Here is a 20,520-nt window from a genome sequence, read left to right on the forward strand (position 1 = left end):
GAAAGCCTCGCCGTAGAGCCGGGCAGTGCCGTCGCGTGCGCCAATCAAAAAAAGGGGAACCAAGATGGTGTTCAACAGACGTGACTTTCTGAAAACCGCAGCCACCGCTTCCGCCGCACTCGCCTTGCCGACGCTGGGCGGCCGGGCCTTTGCAGCCGATGCTATAAAGGTCGGTGCGCTCTACTCCCAGACGGGCGGGCTTTCTGTCGCCGAGAAGCTTCTCGCCAACGGTGTCATGATGGCCGTGGCCGAAATCAACGCAGCCGGCGGCGTTCTTGGCCGCCAGGTGGAAGTCGTCGTCGAAGACGGCGCTTCCGATCCGAAGACCTTCAGCGAAAAAGCATCGAAACTGATCCTCAAGGACAAGATTTCCACCATCTTCGGCTGCCACACCTCTGCCAGCCGCAAGGCCGTGCTGCCGATCTTCGAACGGCGCGGCGCGATGCTGTTCTACCAGACGCACTATGAGGGCTTTGAGTGCTCGCGCAACGTCGTCTATTCCGGCGCCGTTCCAAACCAGCAGCTCTCCAACTACATTCCCTGGATTGTCGAGAAACTGGGCAAGAAGAAGTTCTTCATCGTTGGCTCCAACTATGTCTATCCGCGCGAGATGGCCAAGGTTTCCAAGAAACTGATCGAGGCGGCGGGCGCAGAATGGGTGGCGGACGAATATCTGGAACTTGGACACTCCGAATGGGCTGTCATGGTCAGCAAGATCAAGGAATCGGGCGCCGACGTGGTTCTTTCCAACGTGGTTGGCGACTCGATCATCGCCTTCTACCGCGAGTTCAAGAACCAGGGCCTCTCGCAGGAGGTCATCCCGATCTGCGCGACAGTGACCTCCGAAATCGAGATCGCCGCCATGGGCGCCGAATATGCGGCGGGCAGCTACACATCATTTCCATATTTTATGTCGATCGAAACGCCGGCCAACAAGAGCTTCATCGAACGCTTCAGGACCTTCGTCAACGATCCGAAGGCAGTGACATACCATTCGCTCGAGGCCGCCTATTTCCAGGTATTCCTGTGGAAGCAGGCAGTGGAGAAATCCGGCGATCTGTCCGCCGATGCTATCCGGGCCGGCATTCGTGGCCAGACCTATGACGCGCCCGGCGGCAAGGTGACCACCGACCCCGACAACCTGCATTGCTGGCTGACGCCGCGTATCGGCCAATGGCAGCCGGATGGACAAAGCAAGGTCGTGAACGCCTACCCGTCACCGATCAAGCCGCTGCCCTATTCGGCCTATGGCGAGACGGAAAGCAATCTTTTCTGCACCAGCAACGGTCTCGACGCAGCAAAGCTCAAGGGCTGACCCCTCTTTCCGCGTCCTCCCGCCAGCCATGCCTGGCGGGATCATGTCTCGGCAAGGCGGATCTGCGTTTTTTCCTCTGCTCGGTGCCAACCCGATTTTGGGGCAGGCAAGGAGCAGGACAAAGTCTGATCCGCCCTTCTCACGAACGGTGGCGTTATGCTCGACATTCTCTTTATCGGCCTCAGTCTCGGCTCAATCCTTCTTCTGGTGGCACTCGGTCTTGCCATCACCTACGGCGCCATGGGCGTCATCAACATGGCCCACGGCGAAATGGTCATGATCGGTGCCTACGTCGCCGTCCTCTCGGGCATCTGGCTGAAAACAGGCCTTCTGTTCGCAATTCCCTTAGCTTTTGTCGTGACCGCCCTGCTCGGCCTGGTGATCGAGCGGGTGGTGGTGCGCAGGCTTTACGGCCGCCTGCTCGACACGCTTCTTGCCACCTGGGGCATTGCCATCCTTTTGCAGCAGGCCGTAAGGCTCGAATTCGGCCTCAGCTTTTTCGGCATTCATATCGAGGGCCTGGGAGCCGGACTGCAAAACGTCGCCGTGCCTTCGTATCTGCAGGGCACCTTCAGGTTCGCCGGCGCCGACATCAACGCGTATCGCACCTTCATCATCGCGGTGACGGCCACGTTGACGCTGGCGACATGGTTCATTCTCTACCGGACGACAGCGGGCATGCAGGTGCGCGCCATCATCCGTAATCCAAAAATGGCCGCCGCTTGCGGCATCGATGTGAAACGCATCAATGCCCTGACTTTCGCCTTCGGTTCCGGCCTTGCGGGCGTCGCCGGCGTAATGATGTCCGGCTTCAAGACCGTTTTCCCCGACATGGGCACGACGATGGTCGTTGACGGTTTCATGGTCGTGGTGACCGGCGGGGTCGGCAGCCTTTTCGGCACGGCCCTGTCGTCAGGGCTTCTGGGCGAAATCAATGCGCTGGTGGCGATTGGAACGAACGACATTCTGGCGCGCGCCGTCGTCTTCGGGGTCGTCATCCTCGTCATTCTCGTCAAGCCCAGCGGGCTATTCTCGTTCAAGGGGCGCTAACATGAGCATCGAACGAAAATTCCAGATCGCCGCCTATGTGCTTTTCATCGCGGTGATTTTTGCAGCGCCGGTTTTCGGTGACGAATTCTGGCTGAACCGCATTTCGAAATATCTGGTCTACGGCATGCTCGGCGTCGCCATTGCGCTCACATGGGGATATGCCGGCATTCTCAATCTCGGCCAAGGGCTGTTTTTTGGCCTGGGCGCCTACATGCTCGCCATGTCGCTGAAACTGTCGAGCCTGACCAGTCTGCAACAGGGCTCCGACAGGCCGGTTCCGGATTTCATGCTGTGGAATGCCGAGCCCGGCGCGCCGACGGAACTTTGCTGTATCAACAAGGGCTCCTTCCTCTGGCTTCCGTTTCAGAGCCAGTCCGTGGGTCTCGTGCTTGGCATCGTGCTTCCCGTCGTGATCGCCGGGGCACTCGGCATGCTGGTTTTCCGCAAGCGTATTTCCGGTGTCTTTGTCTCGATCATCACCCTGGCGCTTGTTCTGCTTGTGCGTCTCGTCATGGTCGATGCGCAACCGGTGACGAACGGTTTCAACGGCCTGACCGATCTTGGCTGGCTGACGATCGGCGGCATCGAATTCGACCCCTACAGCCGGGCAACCTATTATCTGTGCGCCGCATGCCTGTCCCTGACGCTCATCGGCGCGCGTCTCATCGTGGAGACCCGTGCAGGTATGATCCTACAGGCGATCCGCGACGATCAGCTTCGCGCCCGCTATCTTGGCTTCGACGTCTCTCTTTACCAGGTATTCTTCTTTGTCATTTCTGCAGGCATCGCCGGCGTTGCCGGCATGCTCTATGTGGTCGTCGCGGAGTTCGCCTCGCCGACCTTCATGGACCTGTCTTTCTCGGTGACGATGGTCGTCTGGGCTGCCGTCGGCGGCCGCTCCTCCCTGCTCGGCGCCTGCATCGGCGCGATCCTGATCAACATGATCGAGGCCGAGGTCAGCGAGACCGAAGCGCTGGTCGAGGCCTGGAAAGCGATCATCGGCCTCATCTTCGTCCTTGTCGTCCTGTTCATGCCGCGGGGCCTTGGCGGCGTCGCGCACGATGTGCTGCGGCAGTTTATCCGCCGTGTCAAACCAGGCCCGGCATCCTCATCGTTACAGCAACAAAGCGAGGCATTGTAATATGAGTGCAATCGCATTGACCATCGACGGTCTCAGCGTCGATTTTGGCGGATTCAGAGCCGTCAACAATGTCAGCATTACCGTTCGCGATGGCGAGTTGCGTGTGTTGCTCGGCGCAAATGGCGCCGGAAAGACAACTTTGATGGACCTGGTCAGCGGCAAGACCCGCAGCACAAAAGGCAGGGTCTTCGTCTACGACACAGACATCACCAACTGGCCGGAACACAAGATCGCCCGCGCCGGGATCGGTCGAAAATTCCAGATCCCCAGCATTTTTCGCGATCTCACCGTGCGGCAGAATCTGGAGGTCGCCAATTGCCGCAATCCATCGGTGTTTGCCAATCTCCGGTTTGGATTTTCACGCGCCGAAGCCAAACGCGTCGATGAGGTACTCGCCCTCACCGGCCTCGAAGCGGAGGAGAATGTGACTGCGGCTTATCTCAGTCATGGCCAGACGCAATGGCTGGAACTGGGCATGCTCATCGTCCAGGATCCCAAGGTTGTTCTGCTGGACGAGCCGACGGCGGGCATGACCCAGGCCGAAACCCGCAAGACGGCCCAGATCATCAAAAATCTCAAAGGCCGCCACACCATCCTCGTCGTCGAGCACGACATGGGGTTCGTCCGTGAAATCGCCGAACGCATCACCGTTCTGCATCTGGGAGAGGTGCTCGCCGAAGGAAGCGTCGGGGATATCGAGAGCAATCCGAAGGTCCGCGAGGCCTATCTCGGTTCGAAAGGAATATCCTGATGCTGACATTGAAAAACGTACACAGCTACTACGGCCGCAGCCATATCCTGCACGGCGTCACGCTTGATATCCCGGCGGGAAAGGTAACCAGCATTCTTGGCCGCAACGGTACCGGCAAGACGACCCTGTTGAAAACCCTGATGGCGCTGACCGACCGTATGACGGGCGAGATGCATCTGCAGGGGAAAGACATAGGCTCATCTTCGACGCATATGAGGGCACGGGCCGGGATCGCCTACGTCCCCCAGGGCCGGGAGATCATTCCCGATTTCACCATCCGCGAGAACATCCTGATGGGCGCCTTTGCGCGCACCGATCGCAAACGCGAAATTCCGGCACTGGTGCCGGAGCTTTTTCCATATCTGATGGCCAACCTTGATCGGCCCGGCGGTGTGCTTTCGGGCGGCCAGCAACAGCAGCTCGCCATCGCCCGCGCACTGGCCGCGGATCCGAAGGTACTGCTTCTCGATGAACCCAATGAAGGCATCCAGCCCTCGATCGTCGAGGAGATTGAAAAGATCATCATCCGGCTCAATCGCGAGATCGGCATGACGATCATCCTCGTCGAGCAGAACGTTGCATTTGCGCGGCATGCCTCTCACCACTTCGCCATGCTGGAGAAGGGAGGTGTGGTCGCGGCCGGCGCCATCGACGCGCTCTCCGACGCGCTGGTTCATAGGCATATGGCTGTTTGAAAAGACGCATCCTTTCATAAGACAATGGGAACAATCATGACACCGACACAAAGCTACACCGCCGCCGCTATCCAGTTCGAACCGACCATGTTCGAAAAGGCGCGCAATATCAGCCGGCTGAGCGCCCTTTGCGAGGAAGCGGCGCAGGCCGGCGCCCGCCTGATCGTCACCCCCGAAATGGGGACGACAGGCTATTGCTGGTTCGACAGGGCCGAGGTGAAGCCCTTCGTCGAGGCGATCCCCGGACCGACAACCGATGTTTTCCAGGCGATTGCCCGCAAACACCGCTGCTATATCGTCGTCGGCATGCCGGAAGTCGATCCGGCGAGCGATCTCTATTACAATACGGCAGTTCTGATCGGTCCGGATGGCATCGTTGGTCGGCACCGCAAGTCGCATCCCTATATCGCCGAGCCAAAATGGGCCGCAAATGGCGACATCGTGCACGAGGTCTTCGAAACGGAGATCGGACGTATTTCAATGCTGGTCTGCATGGATCTGCACTTCTTCGAGACGGCGCGGCTGGAGGCTCTGGCCGGTGCCGACATCATATGCCACATCTCCAACTGGCTGCAGGAGCGCGCGCCCGCTCCCTACTGGATCAACCGCGCCTTCGAAAATGCCTGCTATGTCATCGAAAGTAATCGGTGGGGTCTGGAAAGAACCGTGCAGTTTTCCGGGGGAAGTTGCCTGATCGAGCCCGACGGAACGGTTGCCGCATCCATCGACACAGGCGACGGAATTGCCTATGGCAAGGTCGATCTTGCCCGTGCCCGTCGCCGCGAGGTCTTAAGCGAACCGGTCTTCAAGACGCGCCGGCCCGAGCTCTACATGAACATGATGACCAACAGCTTCACCTGGAACCCTGGCGATTACTTCCGCCTCTATGGCTATCAGCCAATCCCGCGCGGACGCAGATCGCGTGCAGCCGTTGCCCAGTTCGCGCCAACCTCGGTCATTGCAGACAATATTGCCCACATAACAAGGCTCGCAAACGAGGCTAAGGCGACAACGGCGCCGGACATTCTGGTGTTCCCGGAACTGTCGCTGACCGGACTTGAGGCCCCGCAAACGCGTGCGGAGCCGCTGTCTGGTCCCACCGTATCCGCCTTCGTTCGTCTGGCCATGAAGCTCGGCTTTTATATCGTCGCCGGATTTGCCGAAGCGGACGAAGACAGGATCTATAACAGCGTGGTCCTTGCAGGGCCGGAGGGGCTGGTGGGCAGCTATCGCAAGACGCATCTGGGCGTCGCCGACAGTTGGGCAACGGCCGGCGACGAATGGAAAATCTACGACCTTGCCATTGGCCGGGTGGGCCTGGCGATTGGCCACGACGCGCTTTATCCGGAAGCCATCCGTTCGCTTTCACTCATGGGATGCGATCTTGTTGCCTGCCCTTCGGCGATCGCCGGCACCTTCACCGGCAGCCATGGCGGTACGAAAATCCCGCACAACTATCCGATCCCAAAGGGCGCCGATCCCTACCACTGGCATGCGCTTCGCGTTCGCGGCGGCGAGAACAACGTCTATTTCGCCTTCGCCAATGTGCTGGACCAGGAAAAGGGTTATCTGGGCAAGAGTGCGGTATTCGGGCCGGATTCCTTTGCTTTTCCACGTCAGGAATCGGCGATCCTGGATGAGGAGGGGATTGCCGCTGCGGCTGTCGATACCACCAATCTCGACACGCCATATCCGACGAACATCGTCCGGCGAAAAGACCTTGTCGTCATGCGTCAGCCGCATCACTATCAGCCTCTCGTCAAATGGCATCAGTAAAAGGCGGCACAATGTCGACGTCTTTCAGGTCATAGCGGCTCATGTGAGCCCGGAACCAGGAATCGGCGCGATGTGAAACCATAAAAGTGTCAAGCCGCAGACGACGATATGGCATTGGAGCAAGCCCAATGCTATCGTTCGTGCAATATAAAACGGGGCAAGACAATCATGGATTTGGTAATTCCCAGCTTAACAAATCTCAGCCTGTTCGTCAGCGCTACACTGGTGCTGCTTCTTGTGCCGGGACCGGCAGTTCTTTACATCTTCGCGCGCTCGGTCGAGCAGGGTCGCTCTGCGGGGCTCGTTTCAATCCTTGGCATCCATACGGCCACGCTTGTGCATGTCGCCGCCGCGGCTGTCGGGTTGTCGGCGCTCCTGGCATCATCCGCGCTCGCCTTCAGCGTCGTAAAGTATGCCGGCGCGGCCTATCTGATCTGGCTTGGCCTCAAAAAGCTTTTTGGCCCCTCGGATATTCCCGGCGTCGAGGGCGATTTACCCACACGGAGCCGCATGCGCCTCTTTCGTGAGGGCTTTATCGTTAATCTCCTCAATCCGAAGACCGCACTATTCTTTCTGGCTTTCTTGCCGCAGTTCGTTGAGGTCAATCGTGGCCATGTGGCTATGCAGATCGCTTTTCTCGGGCTTGTTTACACAGCGATTGGCGTTCTGACGGACAGCTCTTACGCACTTGCCGCCGGCACGGCCGGCAAGTGGCTGAAGCGCAGTCCCGCGTACCTGAAGGCTGAACGCTGGGTCAGTGGTTTCGTGTATATCGGTCTTGGCTTGACGGCCGCTTTTGCTGGCAATCAAAAGAAATAGACCATCCTGTTGTACCTTGGGAGTCGCCCTGAACGGCTAACCTATTGGAGACAACGGGGCGTCCCTTGTGTTCGATTTTTGTCGGCGTCGCTTTGATATGAGATTTCGTAGCAAGCCGCGATTGGCTGTGGCGCCAGATCGGCGCCAAGGCCCTGAGCGATCTTTACTAAATCGACGGTTTTCAACCGTTTATTAGCTTGCTCGTTCCGCTCGAAACCCAGAAGTTGCGCCAATGACGTTTCCAGGTTGGCCAACAGGGCAAAGATGCGGTTGCAGCAATTAGTATAATTCAAAAAACCTACGGAGACCGTTGGCCTCCGTAAGCCATCTTGTCAGTTGTCGCCCGTGCACAATGCCGGTCAGGCTCCGTATGGCACCCAAATGTTCTTCACCTGGATCGCCCTGCGCAGATAATCACGACCCTGCGCTTCGGTGCGATTTAGCCAATCGGGCTGACGGCCATTATTGACCCAGGTGGCCTTCAGGTTGCCCGCAGAAGCCCGCTCGACCATCGCGCTTCCCTCGGTCGAGCCGAAATACCACACAGCCGCAACGTCATCATGCTCGGCCAGTGTCTTTGCAAGCAGATCGCTTTCGCCGGTCACAATGTTGATGACCCCGCCGGGCATATCCGACGTGTCCAGCACCTGGTAGAAATCACCGGCAATCAATGGATGGCGAGACGACGGGACCACCACAACGCGATTGCCCATCGCTACTGCAGGCAGCACCAGCGACACCAGCGACAGGAGGGGTGCCTCATCGGGGCAAATGATCCCGACGATGCCCCAAGGCTCGTTCATGGCAAGCGTGACGTGACGCGACTTGGTGGAGTGCACGGCGCCATCGAACTTGTCTGCCTGGGCGGCATAATAGGAAATACGGCGCAGAGATGCGTCGACTTCGTCCTTCGCCTTCTTTTCGCTGACACCGGTGCTATCGATGATGCGGGCGACAAATTCGTCACGCCGTGCATCGAGGTTCTCTGCAAGATAATAGAGCACTTGCGCACGGTTATGGGCGGTTGCGGAACTCCAGCTGCCTGCCTTGGACGCTGCTTCCACAGCATTGCGGATGTCCTTGCGGCTGCCTATTCCGGCCATTCCAATCACGGCGTTGCCCTTGCCGGTCACCGAATAACTGTAGCCACCGTCGGGGCGGGCTTGCTTGCCGCCGATATAGTTCTTCATGGTTCGATCAAGGCCATCAATCGCCATCTTGCTGTCAGCGTTCGGCAATGCAGATGGCGTGAAGGATTCAGCGGGCTTTGTAACCGGCAGGCTCTTTTCCCAGTCTGCCGCCAGATATTCGTAAAGCCCCTCGCGCGCACCTTCGCGACCGAAGCCACTTTCGCGGTAGCCGCCAAAACCTGCACCGGCATCGAGCATGTTGGTGCAGTTGATCCAGACCACGCCAGCCTTGACGCGGGCGGCCAGATCAAGCGCTACGTTGATGTTTTCCGACCAGATGGAGGCGGCGAGGCCGTAACGGGTATTGTTGGCCAGCGAAACGGCTTCATCCGGCGTGCGGAAGGTGGTCGCCGCAGCGATCGGGCCAAAGATTTCCACCTGGCAAACCGTCGATGCCTGATCGACTTCGGTGAAGAAGCCGGGAGCGACGAAATTGCCGGTGGCCGGCAACGGGTTGGAACTCTGCCAAAGTTCACCGCCCTCTTCCACGCCCTTGCGTACCAGATCCGTGATGCGTTTCACCTGCGTGGCCGAAACAATCGCGCCGACATCGGTCGACTTGTCGAGCGGATCGCCGACCCGCAGGGTTTCCAACCGCTTTTTCAGCCGTGCATAAAATTTATCGGCAATACCTTCCTGCACCAGCAGGCGGGAACCGGCGCAGCAGACTTCGCCCTGATTGAACCAGATCGCGTCAACAACACCTTCAACCGCCGCATCGAGATCTGCATCCTCGAAAACGATGAATGGTGACTTGCCGCCCAGTTCCAGCGACAGCTTTTTGCCCGAACCAGCAATCTGCTCGCGAATAACGCGACCGACCTTAGTGGAGCCGGTGAAGGCAACCTTGTCGATGCCGTCATGGCCGCAGATTGCAGCGCCTGTCGAGCCATCGCCCTGCACGATGTTGACGACACCGGCGGGAAGGCCGACCTCGTGGCAGATTTCCGCAAAGGCGACAGCGGTCAGCGGTGTCAGGTCGGCAGGCTTAAGTACCACGGTATTGCCGGCAGCAAGCGCTGGCGCGATCTTCCACGCCAGCATCAGCAGAGGGAAATTCCACGGGATCACCTGACCGCAAACACCGACCGGCGAGAAACCACGGAACTCGTCTTCCACCATTTCGGCCCATCCGGCGTGATGGTAAAAATGGCGGGCGACGAGTGGGATGTCGATATCGCGGGTTTCGCGAACCGGCTTGCCGTTGTCCATCGTTTCCAGAACGGACAGGAAGCGCTCGCGCTTCTGTACATGTCGGGCAATGGCATAGAGGTAACGAGCGCGCTCGTGACCCGACAGCTTCGACCATTTTGCGAAGGCCGTGCGGGCGGCCTTGACCGCCTGATCGACGTCTTCCTCATTGCCGCGAATGATTTCCGCCAGCTTATCCCCGTTTGCGGGGTTTGACACGGAAATGGTCTCGCGGCCCTCCGGAGAAACGAACCGGCCGTTGATATAATGTCCAAACGAGCGTCCATGCGCGTCGAGCCACTGTTTCACATCACCATTGGCTTCGGGGGAAGGTCCATATTCCATGGTTTCCAAAATGTCCTTGATGGGTCGCATTTTTTCAGTCCTTACGCGGCAGCGTGATGGTGAGCGCTGGAATAGCGACCGGTTACGAAATGTTCGAGCTGGCGCTCGATATCGCCAAGCATCGAGCTGGCGCCGATGCGGAACAGGTCCGGTTCCAACCAGCGATTGCCCAGCTCCTCCTTCATCAGCGTCAGCCATGACAACGCGTCCTTCGCTGTCTTCAACCCGCCTGCAGGCTTGAAGCCGACCATCTGGCCAGTCAGTTCGCCGTAGTCGCGCAGCGCACGCACCATGGTCAGACTGACCGGCAGAGTGGCGTTGACTTCTTCTTTGCCGGTCGAGGTCTTGATGAAGTCCGAACCCGCCTGCATCGCCACCATCGAGGCGCGATAGACATTGGTAAGCGTATTGAGATCACCCGTCGCCAGGATAGCCTTCATATGGGCGTCGCCACAGGCTTCACGCATCGCGGCGATCTCATCATAAAGTGCTGGCCAGTTCTGCGTCAGAACGAACTCGCGAGTAATGACGATATCGATTTCCTTAGCGCCCTGCTCGACGGCATAGCGGATTTCTGCCAGCCGCTGCGGTAGCGGAGTTAGGCCGGAGGGAAAGCCTGTCGCCACCGATGCGACCGGAATAGTCGTGCCTTCCAGTGCCTTGACGGCATGGGGCACCATGGTCGGATAGACGCAGACGGCACCGGTTGTGATGCCGGCGTCCGCAAGGCCGAGTGCTTCAAGAATGTCGTCCCTGACCGGACGTCGTGCTTTCGCACACAAGCGGCGCACACGACCGGCCGTGTCGTCGCCGGACAGCGTTGTCAGATCGATGCAGGTAATCGCCTTGATCTGCCAGGCAACCTGATATTCCTTCTTGACCGAGCGCCGGGTGGTGATTGTTGCTGCCCGCCGTTCAGAGGCACTGCGATTGACCGATACATCTTCAAACCATTCCGGTTTGAGAGCCGTGCCGTTGTTTCTGGGGAATGCTTCGCTCATTTTCTGTCCATTCTTGGGGTCAGGCTGCGGCATGGTCATGTTCGCGGCAGAATGCCTCGAACTCTTCGATGCTGGCATAAGCCTTCTGTGTTCCGGGACGGGTGATGGAATGCGCCGCATAGAGAGATGCCTTCTTCAGTGAGGACACGACCTCTCCCGTTTCGGCATAAAAGCGGGCAAAGGAGCCAATAAAGGCGTCGCCAGCGCCGGTGGTGTCTTTCGGCGTTACCTTGACGGGCTCGATATTGACGATCTCATCTGACGTAATCATGCGCGCGCCACGTCCGCCCAGCGTCACGATGACGGTACGGATACCGCGTGCGATCAGGGAACGGGCGGCAGTGATGATTGCTTCGTCGGTCTCGGTCGGCAAGCCGGACAGTAATGCCAGCTCGCTCTCGTTCGGAACGAGGAACGTTACCTGGCGAATACGCTCCGGATCGAGATTGGCAGCGGCGGGCGCTGGATTGAGGATCGTCTCGATACCGTTTTGGGCCGCAAGTTCGATGGTGTGATAGACTGTCTCAACCGGCACTTCCATCTGCATGAGGATCAGACCGCACTGTTTCAGATCGGCGGCCGCCTTGTCGACCTCTGCCGGCAGAAGATCGGCATTGGCGCCCTTGACGATGAGGATCGAATTCTCGCCAGACTGCTCGACGAAAATCGGCGCGACGCCACTGGACTTGCCGGCAACCTTCACCACGTGACGCGTATCCACGCCGAAGCTCTCGAGATTGCGAATGGTATTGTCGGCGAAGACATCTTCACCGACCCGGGTGACCATCATGACGTCAGCGCCAAGACGCGCCGCAGCCACCGCCTGATTGGCGCCCTTGCCGCCGCAACCCATTTCGAAGGCGGGAGCTTCGAGCGTCTCGCCCGGTCCGGGCATACGGTTCACATAGGTGATAAGGTCGACCATGTTGGAGCCTACGACCCCGATTTTCTTGCTCATGCCGAAATTCCCTGGATATCCTGTTTCAAAGGGCGCTGATCCTGGCGCCGAACTGATCGGCGGCAGCGCAATCGAGATAGCCGAGCCGTACCGGAAACGCCCTGCGTTCGCCCGGTGCCAGGCTCTGCACGTTGTTCTTGGCCTTCTCCGCCAGATAGCCCTCCGGCTCGCAGGTCGACGGCAGGGCAAATGCGGCAACTTGCGAATCCCCATTGACCAGGATCCAGCGCACCGTCTTCGGGAAGGCGGCAAGCGGATAGGAGATGGCAAAGCCATCGCCCTCACGCCGCTGCATCATCAGATGCGTAAGCCCCTCGCCGTCCGTCGGCAGGCCGTTAATGTAAAACACCTGTTCGGGGTCGTAACGTTGCGGCTCGTTAAGCACTTCCATGGCTGAAGGCTGCTTTGCCAGCGTCTCCAGCAGGGAAAGATAATCGGGGTTTGGCGTCACATGGCCGGGCACGGCCGTGCGCACCTTCACCTGCTCCGGCGTATACGGCACGGGCTGAACGATGCGTGCACCCTCGGCATAAGCAAAGTTCACATGGCACATATACATGAGGTCCATGGGCGCTGATGACAGGTTCTGGATATCCATGACCATGTCAAAAAGCGTGTCTTCAGCGTGCAAAGTCACGCTGGGGCGGGCGAGATAATTGGCGCCGAAGCCCATGACATATTCAACTTCGCCTGTTACCCGAACATAGGCGCCGCGCGCGTCGTGGGCGACGACAAAACCGGCCTTGTCCATGGCGGCACAGGGCATTTCACCGTGCAGGGGGTGATTGTCCTGCGGCGACGGGCAACCATTGCGCAGCATGCCACTGTGGAATGCAAAACACCCATAGGTCTCGACGATTGAACCTGCCGGTCGTGGTATGGCAAAGCGGCTTCCCATGGTCAGGTCGACGCCGTTGAACGCCACGCTCCAGATCATCTGCCCCATGAAAGGCAATATGACGATCCGGCCGAGGCGGTTGTCCAATTGCAGTGCCTCAATGCCGGTGGCATAGCGGAAGGCGGTGACCTTCAGCCCATCGGTTGCGGCCAGAAGATGCGGGACGTCTGTAAAGTCCTGCCTGCGGAGATGAAATTCCGTCGCCTGCATGAGATCACCTGCCGGGGTTGCGCCACGCATTGATGGCGATGACGAGAATGAGGAATGCCCCCCAGATGAAGTCGATAAGGTGGTTGGAGAACCGCATCATCTGGAAGCCGGAGGAAAGCAGCATGAGGGCGATCAGTGCGATGGCGATGCCAAGAACCCGCCCCTTTCCGCCTGCGGGATTGGTGCCGCCGAGTACCGCGATCAGCACCGCCTGCAACAGATAGGACGCACCGTAGTCGGATTTCGCTGCATTGGTTCGGCCGGACAGAATGATCCCCGCCAGTGACGCCAGAACGCCGGTCAGCATGTAGGAATACAGCATCATGCGATCTTTGCGGATGCCGGCAAACACTGCGGCCCGCGGATTGGTCCCGATCAGCATCAGGTTGATGCCAAGCGTCGAGCGCGTCAGCAGGATAGCCACGATGATGCACACGGCGACGAACAGCAGGAACGGAGTCGCGATGCCGAAGATTTTACCGTTACCGATCCAGTTCCATGCATCGGGAAAACCGACGATCGCCGGCCCGCCGGTCATCACGAGTGCCAGTCCCATCAAGACCTGGCCTGTGCCAAGCGTCGCAAGGATTGGCGTAATGCGCAGTTTCGCGACCAGCAGGCCGTTGACCAAACCGGCCAGCAAGCCGACTGCCATGGCGAGCAGGATGCCAAGACCGGTGTATAACACCATGCCCGACGTAGAGGATTGCCCTGCCTGAACCATGGTGGAATGGAAATAGACGCCTGCGATGATACCCGCCAGATTGGCAATCCCCACCACGGAAAGATCGATGCCGCCGGTCAGCATGGCGATCATCATGGCGATGGAGAGGATCCCCAGTTCGGGCATGATATAGCTGATGGACTCGAAGTTGTAATAATTCAGGAACTTGCCGGGGTTCATCCAGGTCATCAGCGCGAAGACGATGACGGTGATCACAAGGAGCTGAAGGATGTTGTTGTCGTTGCCGAGAAGCCGGCGCATATCGAACGAATTTTTCATGATGCGCTCTCCCGTTACGCTATGCTTTTGCGATCGCGCCATGCGGTGATGGCGGTGGCGACGATGATGATCAGGCCGACAACGACGCGCTGCCAGGTGGTGTCCACCTTCATGATGATCAGTGAGTTTTTGACCATCACCAGCATGAACACGCCCATCAACGTGCCGAGAACCGTGCCGCGTCCGCCAAAGATCGATGCCCCGCCCAGAACCACGGCCGCTATCACGTCGAGTTCGAGACCGACAAAGTCACGCGGGTTGGCAAGCCAGATCATCGATGAGTGCAGCAGCCCTGAGAAACCTGCCAGCGCACCGGCAACGCAATAGACAAAGAAGATCGTCGCGCCCGTATTGAAGCCAACGCGCTTGGCCGCTTCGGGCGAGCCGCCATAGGCATAAACACTGCGCCCGATCATGGTGTAGGTGAGGACGAGGTGGATAACCAATGCCAGACCCATATAGACCACAAACATCGCGGTCAGGCCGAAAGTCGATCCCGTGGCCGACGTCAGCGAGATGACGTCGGTTTTGCCGAACCCGATCAGTTCCTTTGGCATCTTGTTGATGTTGACGATGCTGGTGCCGACGAGGCCTAGAACCAGACCACGCACGATCGATCCGGTTCCAAGCGTCACGATCAGCGGGATCATCCTAAAACGGTGGATAATGAAACCGTTGAACGCACCAAGAGCCAGCCCAATCAGCGTTGCCGAAACGAAGGGAACGAGCACGCCGTCATAACCCAGATAGACCATGGCGCGCACAGTCAGATACATCGCTGCAATGGCAAAGGCCGTGAACGAAACATCGATACCGCCGGAAATCATCACCAGCAGGACGCCGAGCGCCATAATGCCGATCACGACATTGGAACGCAGCAGCCCGAAAATGTTGTCCAGCGACCAGAATGCGGGGTTGATAGTACCAATAATGACCATGGCCGCCAGCAAGACGCCCGCGATAATAAATTCTGTGCTTCTGAAGAATTTCATGTTTTGCGGCCCCTCAATTCAGCGTCTTGAGCCGGTCATTAACGGCGTCTTCGGTCATGCCTTCTCCGGACAATTCATCAACGAAACGGCCGCGGTGCATAACCACCACGCGATTGCAGTTCTGCACCAGTTCCGGGACATCGTCGGAAATCATCAGCACGGACAGGCCTTCCTTTTCGGCCAGTTTGCGGATGATGTTATGAATCTGTGCTTTGGAACCAACATCGACACCGACGGTCGGGCCGTTCAGGATCAGCACTTTGGCGCCCGTCAGCAGCCAGCGGGCCAGAACCACGCGCTGTGCGTTGCCGCCGGACAGATGGTTGACCGGCGTGTGCGGTCCCGGCGCCACGATCTGCATGGCCGAGAACATATCGCGGGTCGTTTCGTCGGCCTTTTTACGATTGATGAAAAGACCGCGGACGAATTTCTCAATCGACGTGACAATGATATTGCGCTCGATCGATTGTGTCAGGAATAGCCCCTCGGTCAGGCGGTCCTCCGGCACATAGGCGACACCGCAGGCAATACCTTCCTGAACGGTCCTCGGGTGAACCTCGCGGCCTGCAAGGCGCACTGAACCTGTAAAGTCAGGGCGCATGCCAAACAGCGCCAGTGCAAGTTCGGTGCGACCCGAACCGATCAAGCCCGAAATACCGACGATTTCGCCCGGCCTCAGCGTCAGGTCGGCATTTTCCACCGAACCCGGAACCGAGAGATTGCGCACTTCCAGCACCGGCATGTCGGCGCCCTCCCGAGGAGCCCACTGGTAGCTGTGGGCGGTCAGTTCCTGCCCCGTCATCGCGCGTGTGATTGCCGGCTCGTCGAATTCGGCAATCGGTCCTTCGGCAACCTTCTTGCCGTTGCGGAAAACGGTCAGGCGCTCGCTGATTTCGAGCATCTCGCGCATCTTGTGGCTGACAAAGAGAACGGCAATGCCCTGCGCCTGAATATCGCGCACGATCTTGAACAGGGCATCGACCTCGTGGCGCGTTAGCGCCGTCGTCGGCTCATCCATGATGATCAGGCGCGCATCGGCCATGAGAGCGCGGGCGATCGCCACGATCTGCTTGCCCGACGTGGGCAGGCTTTCGACATCCGCATCAAGATCGATGCTCACGCCGAGGCGGTCCAACGCCTTTTGAGCCAGCTGACGAACCTGTCGCCAGTCGACCGTCTTGCGGCCTTCCATCAAGAATGTATTGATCGCCAGGTTTTCGGCGACCGTCAGGTTACCGAACAGCGAAAAATCCTGATAGATCACCTGAATACCGTGGTGAACGGATTTTACCGGATCGAGTTTGCCAACAGGCTTCCCGTCGATCAGAATCTCGCCGTCCTCGGGCGTGTAAACCCCGGACATGATTTTGATGACGGTGGATTTACCGGAACCGTTTTCACCGGCAAGGCAATGGATTTCTCCCGGGCGAATGCTCAGCGACACGTCGTCGAGCGCCTTCACGCCGCCAAACCGCTTGCCGATATGGCGCAGCTCGATCAGATTTTCAGTCATAATGGCCTCGTGCAAGGCTGGAAAACACGGGGTGTAAGGAGAGAGGGTTGCCCCTCCCTCCGTGGTTCGGATCAGAAGTCGTACTTGTCCATGTTTTCTTTGGTCACGCCGACCCAACCTGCGCCATAGAGCAGATGTGGCTTGGAGGCGTCAGGAACCAGCAGGCTTTCGTAACCGGGCAGGCCCATATTCAGGCCGGCCTTGATCTGCTCGTTCTTCTTCTCGAGAACCGCGACAGCCAGCATGTTCATGGCATAACCGGCAACGGCCGGATCCCAGAACTGAATGTACTGGATGTTATCGTTCTTGATGTATTCGCCGGCAACGGAAACCAGGCCCGTGCCCGAGAAGAAGACCTTGCCCGACAGACCGCCTTCGGCGATCAGGCGACCCGCGCCTGCCGATGTCGGCATCGGCGCGCCGAGAATACCGGTGATATCAGGATAGGCGGTCATCGCTTCCTTGAGTTTGGTGTAGTCGGTATTGGCGTCGTCATAGGTTTCCAGCCGCTCGGTCGCCTGCGACATTTCCGGGAAGTTGGCCTTCTGGTACTCGACGGCGCCATCTATCCATTCCATCTGCGACTTGGACGTCAGACTGCCAACGGTGGCGACATATTTGCCCTTGCCGCCCATGGATTTGCCGAGCTCCTTCATCAGGTTCGCGCCATAGGCCTTGTTGTCGAAGGCTTCGATGTCGAAATCGACGTTCTGGATATTGGAAGCCTCATGGCTGATGACGACAATGCCGCGATCGCGGGCTTTCTTGAGCACCGGCTCCACCGCTTCCACCGAGAACGGCACGATGGCGATGGCGTCAACGCCCTGCGCGATGAGATTTTCAACAATCTGTACCTGGGCGGCGGCATCGGCCTGACTTGGGCCAACCATCCAGACATCGTTTCCGGTATCGCCCTTGAACTGCTCGACGCCATCGCGCATGCGGTCAAACCACGCGATGCCATCCACCTTCACGACGGTCGCAATGGTGTATTTCTTGCCACTCGCCGCGGTGATCAATTCCTTGTTGACCTTCGATGTATCGACGGCACTCTGCGCAAAGACAGCCGACGCCGAAAGCGTGGCAGCAAGCGCGATGGTTGCGAAAATCTTGTTCACGGATAACTCCTCCCTTTGAAACTGCACTGTGCCGGACCTATTCCAGTCGCAGCACCCGACAATGGTCGATCCCTAACGCCGGTATCCGCTCCTCACGCGTCCGACGCCTCCTCATTCTCCCGGAAAAGGCTTCCCACGCCCCGGTAGATGGACCACGATGTGACCCAGAAACCTGTTGTCTTCCTCTCCCGATAATGCGAACTATTATGATACAATCCGATCATTATGTTTCGATCGTTTCATGTTTGTTGTTCTTCTGTCAAGCGTAGAGAGGGGCGATTGCAAGGAAACTAACACCGAAATATGAAGCGCAGGGACAAACCGAAAGCGGAGATAAGGTGAGCAGAATAAGTGCACACAATGCCAGGTTGGACGCACTGGCCGGGCTGGTTCAGGAAACGGGTGTCCTGAGGCTGCGGGACGCAGCGTCCCGGCTTGGCGTATCCGAAATTACCATTCGCCGCGACATTGCCGCCGACGGTCAGCGGCTTAGCTGTCTTGGCGGCTACATCATTCCGGTTCAGGATGGCGCCATCAGCAGCGACTATGTGCTCGAGCAGGAGAAGGACAGCCATGCAACTGCCAAGGCGCGCGCCTGCACGCAGGCGGCAGCTCTAATCGAACCATATGACACTGTATTCATCGATTGCGGAACGACGATGCCGCATCTGGCGCGGCAAATTCCGGCAAACGCCCATGTCACGGTCATCTGCTATTCCCTCAATGTTGCAGAGGAGCTGGCGAGCAGAACCGATGTCCGCCTGATCATGCTCGGGGGGGTCTATCATCCGGAAGCGGCTTCGTTTTCGGGTGATGAGGGTATCGAGGTGCTGAAGCGCATCAATATCAACAAGGCATTTTTGTCTGCCGGTGGCGTGGACGAACAGCATGGCGTCACCTGCTCACATTTTCATGAAGTGCCGATCAAGCAGATGGTTATGCAACGCTCGGTTCAAAAGCATCTGGTGGTGGACAGCAGCAAATTCAGAAAGGTGCGAGCCGCGCGCTACGCTGCCATAGGCGACTTCAACTCAGTTATTGCAGATCAGCCTTCACCCTGGGCTTGAGACAAACCGACAACGAGGGCTCCCAAATAAGCCTCGGGAGAGAGAGCTCAGCGATATCTTTCGCCCCACCAGGGCGAACATCACCGCAGTCCGGCCAGAAAGCCGGCAGAAACGCCCCTGCTGCTACACCATTCCTGCGTATCCTGATGGAAGATTTCAGCAATACGAAGGGAGAGGAAAGATCGGCTGATGTTCATCAGACGTGTCTTCCATGCCTCGTAGCGAGTTGGCCGAGTGAACGAGTGCCATCAATTAGCTGTTTGACTTGAACGCGCTCAAACACCATCTGTGCGACATGCCGAAGCATGAAAAACATCACATCGAACTGATCAGAACATGGACCCTGCCGGCTACCGTGACAATGGGGTCGGCCGTTCGCGCCAAAGGCGTCCTTCAAGAAATACAGGCAAGGCTGCCCGCTCATGCAAAAAAGTTGATCTCGCTCGAAGGAGTCGACCTCACCCTGGCGATGACGGCCAGTGAAAAGACCGCCTTCAATGCAGCAGCGACCATCGTCACAAAAGTGGTGACGGAGGCCGCTGCACTGCCGGTAATCCCGCGCGAAATCGAGGACATCCTGACTATCAAGACGAGCGAGCGGCATCGTTGGCTTGCCGACGGTCGCCTGCCGAGCGCGGGGACGCGAACGGTCAGACTGAATGGCCGCGCCCGTCAGATCACGTTCCATGTCTTTGACCCCAAGGTGGTCGAAGACCTTCTCGACCGTGGCGTTGTGGACGAATGGCGGGTGGAGGATGCAGAGGCGAAAGCCGAAAAGAGGCGGCGCGCGGCATATCAGGCGAAGCTGACGCGGTCGCTCAAGAAGAAGGTTGCGAAGCGGCCAACGACGTCTTCCGATGATCCGGCCTCGAAGCTCGGCGGCTGGGAGGAGTTCGACGTGGACGGACTGCTTCGTTAAGCACTTATGCCAGCACTCTTGGTATCACGCGCGATCACAGCACTTGGCCTGACATTTCATCGGCAGGGTCAATGTTCCAGCGGCGATCTTTGCCGTGAAAGAACATTCGTCGGCAGGTTCAACGCCGGAGCATTTTAAGTTCATCGGTTTAGAAACAGGAATGTTGGGTTATACGCCGGCCCACGCTGTAAACTATGCCGCTCTGCGGATCGGCATTGAAAACCACGTATCGTCGCTGCGGGCAGACCAGGTCAAAGGAGGTTTTATGGCACTCAAGGATATCGGTCTTGCGTTGGACGTTGTCTTTGGCCACGACTGTGCGGTTTCGATCAAGGCTTTGGTTGCATCGGAAGCCGTTTCGCGTCGCCATCGCTCTTGCGGCCTCCAGGCTGACACCTACCGCATCCAGCTTGCTCACGTCGCGATCATGCACAAAATCAGGTACCTTGGTTAGTCCGCATCCGCTGATACTCAAGCACGCAGCCACTATCACTGAAAAACGGAACATTTTCTCTCACTTTTTGTGCTTGCCTGATGGCTTGCTCCGATACGCATTGGCACAAGCCTC

General features: G+C 58.3%; 18 protein-coding genes. 10 read left to right on the forward strand and 8 right to left on the reverse strand.

Going from position 1 to position 20,520, the window contains the following annotated elements; translation table 11 throughout:
* The first annotated feature begins 64 nt into the window (after positions 1-64).
* The 7 genes from GH784_RS14020 to GH784_RS14050 all read left to right on the forward strand — a co-directional run bounded on the left by GH784_RS14020 (position 65) and on the right by GH784_RS14050 (position 7,547).
* Positions 65-1,315 (forward strand): transporter substrate-binding domain-containing protein, encoded by a 1,251-nt coding sequence (locus tag GH784_RS14020; protein ID WP_112153450.1) that lies wholly within the window; start codon positions 65-67, stop codon positions 1,313-1,315.
* Between the two features lie 156 nt (positions 1,316-1,471).
* The gene (gene urtB, locus GH784_RS14025) at positions 1,472-2,365 is read left to right on the forward strand and encodes an urea ABC transporter permease subunit UrtB (protein ID WP_013637552.1); all 894 of its coding nucleotides are present in this window, start codon (positions 1,472-1,474) and stop codon (positions 2,363-2,365) included.
* Between the two features lies 1 nt (position 2,366).
* Entirely contained in the window at positions 2,367-3,506 is a 1,140-nt protein-coding gene (gene urtC / locus GH784_RS14030) for an urea ABC transporter permease subunit UrtC (protein WP_013637551.1), read from the forward strand.
* Between the two features lies 1 nt (position 3,507).
* A complete protein-coding gene (urtD, locus tag GH784_RS14035) occupies positions 3,508-4,257 on the forward strand; it encodes an urea ABC transporter ATP-binding protein UrtD (RefSeq protein ID WP_013637550.1) in 750 nt (249 codons plus the stop codon).
* The gene (gene urtE / locus GH784_RS14040) at positions 4,257-4,952 is read left to right on the forward strand and encodes an urea ABC transporter ATP-binding subunit UrtE (RefSeq protein ID WP_003516996.1); all 696 of its coding nucleotides are present in this window, start codon (positions 4,257-4,259) and stop codon (positions 4,950-4,952) included. The genes urtD and urtE overlap by 1 nt, the downstream gene beginning before the upstream one ends.
* Before the next feature lie 24 nt (positions 4,953-4,976).
* Positions 4,977-6,728 (forward strand): nitrilase-related carbon-nitrogen hydrolase, encoded by a 1,752-nt coding sequence (locus tag GH784_RS14045; RefSeq protein WP_025591675.1) that lies wholly within the window; start codon positions 4,977-4,979, stop codon positions 6,726-6,728.
* Between the two features lie 168 nt (positions 6,729-6,896).
* On the forward strand, positions 6,897-7,547 hold the full coding sequence (locus GH784_RS14050; RefSeq protein ID WP_013637548.1) for a LysE family translocator: 651 nt from the start codon (positions 6,897-6,899) through the stop codon (positions 7,545-7,547).
* A gap of 359 nt (positions 7,548-7,906) precedes the next feature.
* Here GH784_RS14050 and GH784_RS14055 read toward each other — a convergent pair whose 3' ends face one another.
* From GH784_RS14055 to GH784_RS14090, 8 genes are all read right to left on the reverse strand, one after another.
* Positions 7,907-10,303 (reverse strand): aldehyde dehydrogenase family protein, encoded by a 2,397-nt coding sequence (locus GH784_RS14055; protein WP_065687671.1) that lies wholly within the window; start codon positions 10,301-10,303, stop codon positions 7,907-7,909.
* Positions 10,304-10,314: 11 nt separating this feature from the next.
* Positions 10,315-11,274, reverse strand: coding sequence for a deoxyribose-phosphate aldolase (gene deoC / locus GH784_RS14060; RefSeq protein ID WP_025591671.1), 960 nt, complete (start codon positions 11,272-11,274; stop codon positions 10,315-10,317).
* 19 nt (positions 11,275-11,293) lie between these two features.
* Complete coding sequence (rbsK, locus tag GH784_RS14065; RefSeq protein WP_013637544.1) at positions 11,294-12,232, reverse strand: ribokinase; 939 nt, start codon at positions 12,230-12,232, stop codon at positions 11,294-11,296.
* Positions 12,233-12,257: 25 nt separating this feature from the next.
* Positions 12,258-13,340, reverse strand: coding sequence for an aldose 1-epimerase family protein (locus tag GH784_RS14070; RefSeq protein ID WP_013637543.1), 1,083 nt, complete (start codon positions 13,338-13,340; stop codon positions 12,258-12,260).
* A 4-nt stretch (positions 13,341-13,344) separates the two neighbouring features.
* Entirely contained in the window at positions 13,345-14,343 is a 999-nt protein-coding gene (locus GH784_RS14075; protein ID WP_013637542.1) for an ABC transporter permease, read from the reverse strand.
* Positions 14,344-14,357: 14 nt separating this feature from the next.
* A complete protein-coding gene (locus GH784_RS14080) occupies positions 14,358-15,335 on the reverse strand; it encodes an ABC transporter permease (protein WP_065687672.1) in 978 nt (325 codons plus the stop codon).
* A 13-nt stretch (positions 15,336-15,348) separates the two neighbouring features.
* Complete coding sequence (locus GH784_RS14085; RefSeq protein ID WP_003517010.1) at positions 15,349-16,848, reverse strand: sugar ABC transporter ATP-binding protein; 1,500 nt, start codon at positions 16,846-16,848, stop codon at positions 15,349-15,351.
* Positions 16,849-16,919: 71 nt separating this feature from the next.
* Positions 16,920-17,966 carry an autoinducer 2 ABC transporter substrate-binding protein gene (locus GH784_RS14090; RefSeq protein ID WP_003517012.1) on the reverse strand — a complete coding sequence of 349 codons (1,047 nt, stop codon included), beginning with the start codon at positions 17,964-17,966 and terminating at the stop codon, positions 16,920-16,922.
* 338 nt (positions 17,967-18,304) lie between these two features.
* Between GH784_RS14090 and GH784_RS14095 the strand changes: the two genes are divergently transcribed.
* From GH784_RS14095 to GH784_RS14105, 3 genes are all read left to right on the forward strand, one after another.
* Positions 18,305-19,033, forward strand: a complete 729-nt coding sequence (locus GH784_RS14095; RefSeq protein ID WP_013637539.1) for a DeoR/GlpR family DNA-binding transcription regulator — start codon at positions 18,305-18,307, stop codon at positions 19,031-19,033.
* A 295-nt stretch (positions 19,034-19,328) separates the two neighbouring features.
* On the forward strand, positions 19,329-19,952 hold the full coding sequence (locus GH784_RS14100; protein WP_035200805.1) for a hypothetical protein: 624 nt from the start codon (positions 19,329-19,331) through the stop codon (positions 19,950-19,952).
* A gap of 94 nt (positions 19,953-20,046) precedes the next feature.
* On the forward strand, positions 20,047-20,406 hold the full coding sequence (locus GH784_RS14105) for a hypothetical protein (protein WP_236736209.1): 360 nt from the start codon (positions 20,047-20,049) through the stop codon (positions 20,404-20,406).
* The last annotated feature ends 114 nt before the right edge of the window (positions 20,407-20,520 follow it).

It is taken from the genome of Agrobacterium tumefaciens (assembly GCF_009649785.1).
Lineage (GTDB): Bacteria > Pseudomonadota > Alphaproteobacteria > Rhizobiales > Rhizobiaceae > Agrobacterium > Agrobacterium tumefaciens.